Below are 9,096 nucleotides of genomic sequence, written 5' to 3'. Positions count from 1 at the left end.
TTCGCCTACCTGCGGGCCGTCGTCGTACCGACCGGGGTGTACGCCGCGTCCGAGGACTGGGGCGCGGAAGGGCTCGCCGAACGGATCGAGCGGGCCGCCGGAGAACTCGTCGCGCTGATGACCGGACCGCCCATCACCGCGCGACCCGCCCAGCCGGCCTTCGAGTTCCGCCCGCCCGCGCCCGCGGCACCGACCACGAGGGTTTCGTAACCCGGTCCGGCAGCGCGCACGCAGCACCCCGACTCACCCCACCGCGAAAGGCGTTGATCGTTCGTGTCCGAATTGGCAGGTGTCACCCACCACACCACCCAGCTCAACGGAATCCGGCAGCACTGGGTGAGCGCGGGGGACGGCCCTCCGGTGTACCTGCTGCACGGCTTCCCCGAGACCTGGTACGGCTGGCGGAAGCAGATCCCGGTGCTGGCCGAGCGGTACACCGTGATCGCACCGGACCTGCGCGGCTACGGCGACACGGACAAGCCCGCCTCCGGCTACGACAAGCGGACCATGGCGAGTGATGTCATCGCGCTGATGGACCACCTCGGCCATGACCGCATCGCCCTGGTCGGCCACGACCGCGGCGCACGCGTCGGCACCCGGTTCGCCAAGGACCACCGCGACCGGATCGACCGGTTCGTGGCCATGGACAACATCCCCACCCGCGTCATCGCCGAGACCTACGACGTGAACCTGGCCCGGCAGGGCTACTGGTTCTTCACCTTCCTCGGCGTGCCCGACCTCCCCGAGGCCCTGATCGCGGGCCGCGAGGAGATCTGGCTGACCCACTTCTACCGCAGCTGGTCGTACGACCCCGGGATGCTCAGCCCGGAGGAGATCGCGGTCTATGTGCGCGCCTACCAGCAGCCGGGGGCCGTACGCGGCTCCTGCATGGACTACCGCGCGGCGCCCCAGGACGTCGCGCAGGACGAGGAGGACGCCGACCGGCTCATCGACTGCCCCGTGCTGACCATGTGGGGGGAGGACTTCAGCGCGGTCGGGCAGGCGTACGACGTCCTCGGGGTCTGGAAGGGCCTGGCCCGCGATGTCCGTGGCGTGTCCATTCCGCGGTGCGGGCACCTCTGCCAGGAGGAGCGCCCCGACGTGGTCAACGCGGAACTCCTCGCCTTCCTGTCGGACTGGGCGGGCTGAGCATGGCACTCCTGGAACCGGTACCGCAAAAGCTGCGGCCCCCGCGCACCGAGGGCCCGGCCGCCGACCGCGTGCCCGACGACCGGGCGTCCGGCACGCCCGACGCCCTGCGGGCGGACCTGGTCCGTCTGCTGGGCCCCGACAAGGTGTTGCACACCCTCTCCGACCTGGTGAAGTACGCCTCGGACGCCAGCCCGTACCGCTTCGTGCCGAAGGTCGTCGTCATCGCCGAGGACGTGGCGGACGTGGCCGCGGTGCTGCGGTACGCCCACGAGCACGGGCGGGAGATCGTCTTCCGGGCGGCCGGGACCTCGCTGAACGGCCAGGCGCAGGGCAGGGACATCCTGGTCGACGTGCGCCGCCACTGGACGGGCGTGGAGGTGCTCGACGGCGGTGCCCGGGCGCGGATCAGGCCCGGTACGACCGTGGGACGCGCCAACATCACGCTGTCCCGGTACGGCCGGCTGCTGGGCCCCGACCCGGCCAGCTCCAGCGCCTGCACGGTCGGCGGGGTCGTCGCCAACAACGCCTCCGGCATGACCGCCGGTGTCACCCGCAACTCCTACCGCCTGCTGTCCTCCCTCACCCTGGTCCTGCCGTCCGGCACGGTCGTCGACACCGCGGCGCCGGACGCCGACGCGAGGCTGCGCGGCGCCGAACCCGAGCTGTACGCAGGGCTGTCGGACCTCAAGGCCGAGATCGAGGGCGACCCCGCGCTCGTGTCCCGTATCCGCGCCAAGTACGAGCTGAAGAACACCAACGGGTACCGGCTCGACGCCTTCCTGGACGGGGCCACGCCCGTGGAGATCCTGCGCGGCCTGATGGTCGGTTCGCAGGGCACGCTGGGCTTCATCGCCGAGACGGTGTTCCGCACGGTCTCCCTGGACCGGCTCACCCACACGGCCCTGCTGTTCTTCCCCGACCTGACGGCCGCCGCGGCGGCGGTACCGCTGTTCAACGACGCCGGGGCCCGCGCCGTGGAGCTGATGGACGGCAACACCCTGCGCGCCTGCGCGAGCGTCGCCGGGGTGCCCGCCGACTGGGCCGAACTGCCCCAGGAGACGGCCGCGTTGCTGGTGGAGTTCCGTGCCCCGGACGACGCGGCGCACCAGGCGAACCGGCAGGCCGCCGCCGGTGTGCTGGAGAAGCTGACGCTGGTCGCCCCGGTGGCGTCCGTCACCAACCGGTTCGTCGAGGACGCGGCCACGATCCGAACGTACTGGCACGCCCGCGAGGCCTTCATGACAGCGGTGGGCAAGGCCCGCCCGGCCGGCTCCACGCTGATCACCGAGGACTTCGCGGTGCCGCCGTCGCGGCTGGCGGAAGCCAGTGAGGCCCTGGCCGGACTCCAGCTCCGGCACGGCTTCGACGCCGCGGTCGCCGGGCACGCGGCCCACGGCAACCTGCACTTCCTGCTGGCCTTCGACGCCGCCCGCCCGGAGGAGGTCCAGCGTTACGCGGCCTTCATGGACGACTTCTGCGCCATGGTGGTGGACCGGTTCGACGGCTCCCTCAAGGCGGAGCACGCCACGGGCCGGAACATGACGCCGTTCCTGGAAGCCGAGTGGGGCGCCCGCGCGACCGGACTGATGTGGCGGATCAAGGAGATCCTGGACCCGGCCGGCGTCCTCGCTCCCGGAGTGGTGCTCAACCATGACTCGCGGGCGCATCTGCGGGGCCTGAAGACGATCCCCGTCATCGAGGCGGTCGCCGACTCCTGCATCGAGTGCGGGTTCTGCGAGCCGGTCTGCCCGAGCCGTGACCTCACCACCACACCGCGCCAACGGATCGTGCTGCGCCGGGAGATGATGCGCCAGCCGGTCGCCTCGCCCGTCATGGACAGCCTGCTGGACTCCTACGGCTACGACGCCGTCGACACCTGTGCCGGCGACTCGACCTGCGCCATCGCCTGCCCTGTCGGCATCGACACGGGCGCGATGATGAAGCGGTTCCGGCACCAGCGGCACTCCGCGCGCGAGGAGCGCACCGCGGCCCGGGTCGCGCGGCGCTTCTCCCTCGCGGAGTCGGCGGCGCGCACCGCCCTCGGGCTGGCCGGCCATGTCGGCGACCGGGTCCTGGGCGGCGTGACCTCCGCCGTACGCAAGGCCGTGTCGCCGGACCTGGTACCGGAATGGATTCCCGGCATCCCCTCCCCCGCACCGGATCGGCTGCCCGGCACCGACCGCGCGACCGCGACCGCCGTCTACTACGTGGCCTGCGTCAACCGGATCTTCGGCGGGCCGGACGGCGTGCCCGGCCGCCCCACCCTGCCGGAAGCGGTCGTCGCGGTCGCGCGCCGGGCCGGGATGCCGGTGTGGATTCCGCCGGACATGGCCGGGTCCTGCTGCGCGACCATCTGGCACTCCAAGGGGTACGACGACGGCAACACCGTCATGGCCAACCGCGTCGTGGAGCGGGCGTGGGAGTGGACCGACGGCGGACGTCTGCCGCTGGTCGTGGACGCGTCGTCGTGCACGCTCGGCATCGGGCGGGAGGTCGTACCGTATCTGACGCCCGCGAACCGGAAGAAGCACGAGGCCCTCACCGTCGTGGACTCGGTCGTCTGGGCCGCGACCGAGTTGCTGCCGCGCCTGCGGATCACCGAGCGGATGAGCAGCGCCGTCCTGCATCCCACCTGTTCGATGCGGCACCTCGGGGATGTCGAAGAGCTGCGCGCGGTCGCGGAGTTCGTCGCCGAGGACGTCCAGGTGCCGGTGTACGCGGAGTGCTGCGGCTTCGCCGGTGACCGGGGCCTGCTGCACAAGGAGCTGACCGAGGCGGCGACGGCGCACGAGGCGGCGGAGGTCGCCTCGGGGTCCTACGACGCCTATCTGTCCGCCAACCGGACGTGCGAGATCGGCATGGAACACGCCACCGGACGGCCGTACCAGTCGGTGCTGCTCGCACTGGAACGCGCCACTCGGCCCGTGGAGTGAGGTCACCTCTTCCGTTCCCCGCCGTGCCCGGCGCGCACCCCCTTCGTCCCCTCAGGAGCCTCCCTTGCGCATCGCCAATCTCGCCGGCCGTCTGGTCCTGGTCACCGACGGCCGGGCGGTCGACGTCCAGAAGGCCAGCGGTGACCTGTTCCCCTCCGACCCCCAGGCGGTCTACCCCCGCTGGGCCGAGTTCCGGGACTGGGCGGCCCGTGCCGACCTCGGCGACGGCGTCCCCTTCGATCCGGCGGACCTCGGTGCCCCGGCACCGGCACCGCGTCAGCTCCTCGCCGTCGGCCTGAACTACCGCGAGCACGTGGCGGAGACGGGCTTCACCACACCCGAGGGCATGCCGCCGGTCTTCACCAAGTTCGCCACCAGCATCACCGGCCCGGTGACCGAGGTGACGCTGCCCCGGGGCGGCCACACCGACTGGGAGGTGGAGCTGGTGGTGGTCGTCGGCCGCAGGGCGTACCAGGTGTCCGAGGCCGACGCCTGGAGTCATGTGGCGGGGCTCACCGTCGGCCAGGACCTTTCCGAGCGGGTCCTCCAGATGGACGGGCCCGCTCCCCAGTTCAGCCTGGGCAAGTCGTACCCGGGGTTCACGCCCACCGGTCCCTGGCTGGTGACCCCGGACGAGTTCGACGACCCCGACGACCTGGAGCTAACCTGCGCCGTCAACGGCGAGGAGGTGCAGCGGGGCCGTACCCGGCAGCTGATCTTCCCGGTCCCCGCTCTCCTCGCCAAGCTGTCCGGCGTGCTGCCGCTGCTGCCGGGTGACGTCATCTTCACCGGCACCCCGGCCGGTGTCGGCCTCGGCCGCACGCCGCAGCGCCGGCTGGCAGCCGGCGACGAGCTGGTCAGTTCCATCGAGGGCATCGGCGAACTGCGGCAGACGTTCGTCGACTGACGGCCCGTCACCTCACACATCGAGCACACCCACTGTTGCCTCACGGAGAAGGAACGACATGAGCAGCCCCATGACGACGCGGACGCGTACCGGCCTCCTGGCCACGGCGGTGGTCGCCGCCCTCGCTGTCACGGCGACCGGCCCGGCCACGGCCGCCCCGGCCGCCACGACCCCGGCCGGCCCGGCGTCCCACGTGCGCTTCTTCGCGCACCTGGACGTGAGCGACGGGCAGCGGCCGGAGAACATCACCCTGGAGCCCGGTGGCAGCGCCGTCGTCACCTTCGCCTACAACCGCCAGGTCGCCCGCATCACCCCCGACGGCCGGGTGCACGTCCTCGCGACGCTGCCCGAGCCGCCCGCCGGCTCCGTCACCCCCGCCCTCACCTCGCCGTTCCTCGGCGGGATCGTCCGTACGCACGACGGGACGCTGTACTTCCTTTACGCCACCGGCAGCAGCGACCTGACCGGCCTGTGGCGCCTGCGCCCGGGCGGCACCCCGCACCGCATCGCCGCGCTCCCGGCGGACGGTCTGCCCAACGGCCTGGCGCTGGACGAGCGCGGCGGTCTGCTGTACGCGGCGGACTCGGTCCTGGGTACGGTCTGGCGCGTGCCGCTCACCGGCGGGACCCCCACCGCGTGGTCCACGGCACCCGAGCTGGCCGCCGACGGGTTCCTGGGCGCCAACGGCATCAAGGTCCACAACGGCGCGGTCTGGGTGTCCAACCTGGACCGGGGCACCGTCCTGCGCATACCGGTCACCCGCCACGGCGCGGCCGGCCCCGTCTCGCCCCGGGCCACCGGCCTGGTGGACATCGACGACTTCGCGTTCACCGGCCGCGGGGACACCCTGCTGGCCGCGATCAACAAGGACAACGAGGTGGCCCGGGTCGATCCCGGCGGCCGGCACACCGTGGTGCTGACCGCCGCCGACGGACTCGAGGGTCCGACCTCCCTCGCCGTACGCGGCAGGACGGCGTACGTCGCCAGCGCCGCCTACTTCACCAACGACGACCCCAACCTCCTGGCCGCCCGGATCGTCCCCGCCCCCGGCGAGTAGGCCAGGACGTACGCGCACGACGACGAACGAGCGAGAGGACAACGCGATGGACACCCAGCACACGGCACCGCCGACGACCGAGTTCGACCCGGAGGCCTTTCTCGTCGTCCCGCCCAGGACCTTCGAGGACCTGCGCGTCGGCGAGGTGTTCCGGGCTCCCAGCCGCACCCTGACCGACGCCCACGCGGCGGCCTTCCAGACGGTCTCCGCGGACAACCATCCGGTGCACTACGACGCCGAGTGGGCGCGCCGGCACGGACACTCCGCGCCGGTGGTGCACGGCCTCCAGGTACTGGCGTTCACCGCGCCGGGCGCCACGCTGTTCCCCCACTTCATCGGTGAGGTGTTCATCAGCTTCCTGGAGTTGTCCTGCACGTTCCTGGCCGAGGTGCACTCCGGGGACACCCTGTACCCGGCGCTCACCATCACCGGCCTGGAGCCGCGCGGTGAGGAGGGTGTCGTGATCACGGCGGCGACCATCCACAACCAGCGGGGTGAGCTTGTGCTGTCCGGGCAGCACAAGTACCTGCTCCGCCGCGGGTAACCGACCGGCACGGCTTCCGGTACGAGTCAGCCCTGGTCGGCGAGGTCGCCGGCCAGGGCTGACGCCATGAACGGTGTGCGAGCTTTCCGTGATCTCGGGCATCCGGAGAGGACCGGCCTTTGTCGTCGCTGTCCGGGAGGGAGCCCGCGTGCCTGTACCTCTGCGCCCTGTTCGACGTGTGCGCAACGACCGACGCTTCGATCTGCGCACGACCGCCCTGTTCTTCCTGCTGCTCGCGGTCCTCCTGTGCCTCCTCTCACTGGTGGTGCGCACCGCCGCGGGCCTCGTGGAGCGGCGCCCGGTCTGGGCCGGGGTTCTGGCGGTGCTCGGCATCGCGGCCGCGGTGATGTGCCGGTCCAGGTGGCGCCGCTTCTCCGCCGCGGCGTACGCGCGCCGGGCCGCCCGGGCGCTGGAGGAAGCGGCGGAGGAGGCATCCGTTCCGCTGCGGCCGGCCGAGGAGGAGGGGACCGGATTCCCCGGCGGCGTGGCGGACTGCGCCGAGCTTGAGCCCGACGCTTTCGAGGAGGCCGTAGCGGGCCTGTGTGCCCGGGACGGCTGTCAGGAGGTGGAGGTGGTGGGAGGCGCTGGGGACTTGGGGGCGGATGTCACGGCGGTCACCTCGGACGGACGGCGCGTGGTGATCCAGTGCAAGCAGTACGGTGCCGACAACAAGGTCGGCTCGCAGGACCTTCAGCGTTTCGGGGGCACCTGCTTCACCATTCACGAAGCCGATGTCGCGGCGGTCGTGACGACGAGCGACTTCACCGCGCCCGCTCTTGAGTACGCGCGTGAATGCGGCATCGTCTGCGTGGACGGCCGCGCGCTGGACGCCTGGTGTCACGGCACGGGGCCGGGTCCGTGGGACGGAACAGGCATCGAGGGCTGACCAAGCTCGGACAGTTCCATATCCACAACGCGCCGACGCTCCGTTAACATGATCGAACTCACGACAAGCACACCCTCATCGCCCGTCCTCGTCGGAAAACCGAACAAGACCCAACACATCGGCCAAACAATTGATACCTAGAGCATCGCGGGATTTTCCGCGGCCAAAGTCCAGAACCTCGTTCGCCGCATGGCGTCAACCACGGGCGGTGCTGTGGGCCGCGGCGGGTGTGGTGACCCTCGGATTCCTCGTCGCGCTGGAGATCGCCGCGCGTCACTACGGTCTACCGGGGCCGATCACCTATCAGATGCGAGAGCTCATATTTCCGCCTAAATCAGGGTTCTTGTTGTACGCCAGCATGGCGTTGACGATGGTGGTCCTCACCTGGCGGGAACGGTTCATCGCGACCGGTGTCGCGATCGGCATCGACATCGTCTTCCTGCTGGCGCGGTGGGCGGCCGGCGCCGACCTGACCGACGGCCATCCCTTCGGCAACGGCGCGTTGTGGGTCATCGTGGGCTGTGCGGTCATCGCGGTCACGCGCCGCACGGGCCGGGAACGCCTTCTCCTGCTGAAGGGCGTCGGCCTGGGCCTGCTGCTGGTGGCCGGCCGCAAGACGGGCGACACCTGGCTCCTCATCACGTCGAAGACCCGCCCGACGGTGCTCGACCCGTACGTGGCGACCGCCGATCACGCGCTGGGCGACCCGTCGTGGGTGGTGGGCAGGATCGTCCGGGCCACCGGTCCGGTCGGCGCCCACGCTCTCGACTACGTCTACGCCCAGCTCGCGGTGGCCGCGGTCGTCGTCGCGCTGTACCAGCTGCGCGACGTGGCGGTCGAGCGCCGCTTCCCGCGCCATCATCTGGTGCGTACGTTCCTGGTCATCGGCCTCCTGGGGCCGGCCATCTACATGATCTTCCCGGTGGTCGGGCCGGTCTTCGCGTACGGCGCCGACGGCGGGCACTGGGCGGTCGCCGGCCTGTGGCCGGACACGCCCACGCCGATCGGCACCCCGCACCCCATACCGTTCGACGAGATCACCCCGCGCAACTGCATGCCCAGTCTGCACACGGCGTGGGCCACCGCGATTTTCGTTCACTCCCGCAAGGGCCCACGATTTCTGCGCTATGCGGGTACGTTCTGGCTGATCGCCACGCTCACCGCCACACTCGGATTCGGCTACCACTACGGCGCCGATCTGGTCGCCGGTGTGGTGTTCACGCTCACGATCGAGGCAGGGCTCCGCGCGCTCGACCGGGGCTGGGACCGGCCGGGAATCCGACTGGTCGCCCACGGTACGGCCGTATTCGCCGCGCTCCTGCTGTCCTACCGCTGTCTGCCGGTGGAAATGGCCGCACATCCGTGGCTGTTCGGGCCCCTTCTCATCCTGGCGATGCTCTCCGTGGTCCACGGCTACGTACGCACCACCGCGCTGTGGGAACCGAAGACCGCGCCTGCGCCGCAACCGGAGCCGCAACCCGAACTGGGAGTCGTGCCTTGATACGTCGTTTCACTTGGTGAGTCGGCGGTAGCCGATGAGGGCTGCGGCCATGCCGACGAAGGTGAGGAATGCCCGGCCTTGCGTTCGTGGCGGCGGTGCAGGGCATTCGGTCCGGT

The 9,096-nt window shown here is 71.2% G+C and carries 7 protein-coding genes and 1 pseudogene; all 8 read left to right on the top strand.

Translation table 11 applies throughout. The features are described from left to right. A pseudogene (locus tag ACZ4WH_RS40125) lies at window positions 1–210 on the top strand (oxidoreductase); the annotation flags it as partial. Window positions 211–273: 63 nt separating this feature from the next. Further along, the gene (locus ACZ4WH_RS40120) at window positions 274–1,149 is read left to right on the top strand and encodes an alpha/beta fold hydrolase (protein WP_468190316.1); all 876 of its coding nucleotides are present in this window, start codon (window positions 274–276) and stop codon (window positions 1,147–1,149) included. A gap of 2 nt (window positions 1,150–1,151) precedes the next feature. Next, entirely contained in the window at window positions 1,152–4,085 is a 2,934-nt protein-coding gene (locus ACZ4WH_RS40115; RefSeq protein ID WP_468190314.1) for an FAD-binding and (Fe-S)-binding domain-containing protein, read from the top strand. Between the two features lie 64 nt (window positions 4,086–4,149). Beyond that, window positions 4,150–4,992, top strand: coding sequence for a fumarylacetoacetate hydrolase family protein (locus ACZ4WH_RS40110; RefSeq protein WP_468190312.1), 843 nt, complete (start codon window positions 4,150–4,152; stop codon window positions 4,990–4,992). A gap of 58 nt (window positions 4,993–5,050) precedes the next feature. After that, a complete protein-coding gene (locus tag ACZ4WH_RS40105) occupies window positions 5,051–6,049 on the top strand; it encodes a hypothetical protein (RefSeq protein WP_468190310.1) in 999 nt (332 codons plus the stop codon). Window positions 6,050–6,095: 46 nt separating this feature from the next. Then, complete coding sequence (locus ACZ4WH_RS40100; protein WP_468190309.1) at window positions 6,096–6,593, top strand: MaoC family dehydratase; 498 nt, start codon at window positions 6,096–6,098, stop codon at window positions 6,591–6,593. A 178-nt stretch (window positions 6,594–6,771) separates the two neighbouring features. Continuing rightward, the gene (locus tag ACZ4WH_RS40095) at window positions 6,772–7,479 is read left to right on the top strand and encodes a restriction endonuclease (protein ID WP_468190307.1); all 708 of its coding nucleotides are present in this window, start codon (window positions 6,772–6,774) and stop codon (window positions 7,477–7,479) included. A 208-nt stretch (window positions 7,480–7,687) separates the two neighbouring features. Then, complete coding sequence (locus ACZ4WH_RS40090) at window positions 7,688–8,980, top strand: phosphatase PAP2 family protein (protein WP_468190305.1); 1,293 nt, start codon at window positions 7,688–7,690, stop codon at window positions 8,978–8,980. Window positions 8,981–9,096: the final 116 nt, after the last annotated feature.

The organism is Streptomyces sp. NPDC029138 (assembly GCF_055564375.1).
This window is presented reverse-complemented; position numbering and strand designations above follow the sequence as displayed.

What these genes read in the sequence shown, in the direction of transcription:
- ACZ4WH_RS40115 (WP_468190314.1), top strand. Translation starts at nt 1,152, where the DNA reads ATGGCACTCCTGGAACCGGTACCGCAAAAGCTGCGGCCCCCGCGCACC.
- ACZ4WH_RS40105 (WP_468190310.1), top strand. Translation starts at nt 5,051, where the DNA reads ATGAGCAGCCCCATGACGACGCGGACGCGTACCGGCCTCCTGGCCACG.
- ACZ4WH_RS40100 (WP_468190309.1), top strand. Translation starts at nt 6,096, where the DNA reads ATGGACACCCAGCACACGGCACCGCCGACGACCGAGTTCGACCCGGAG.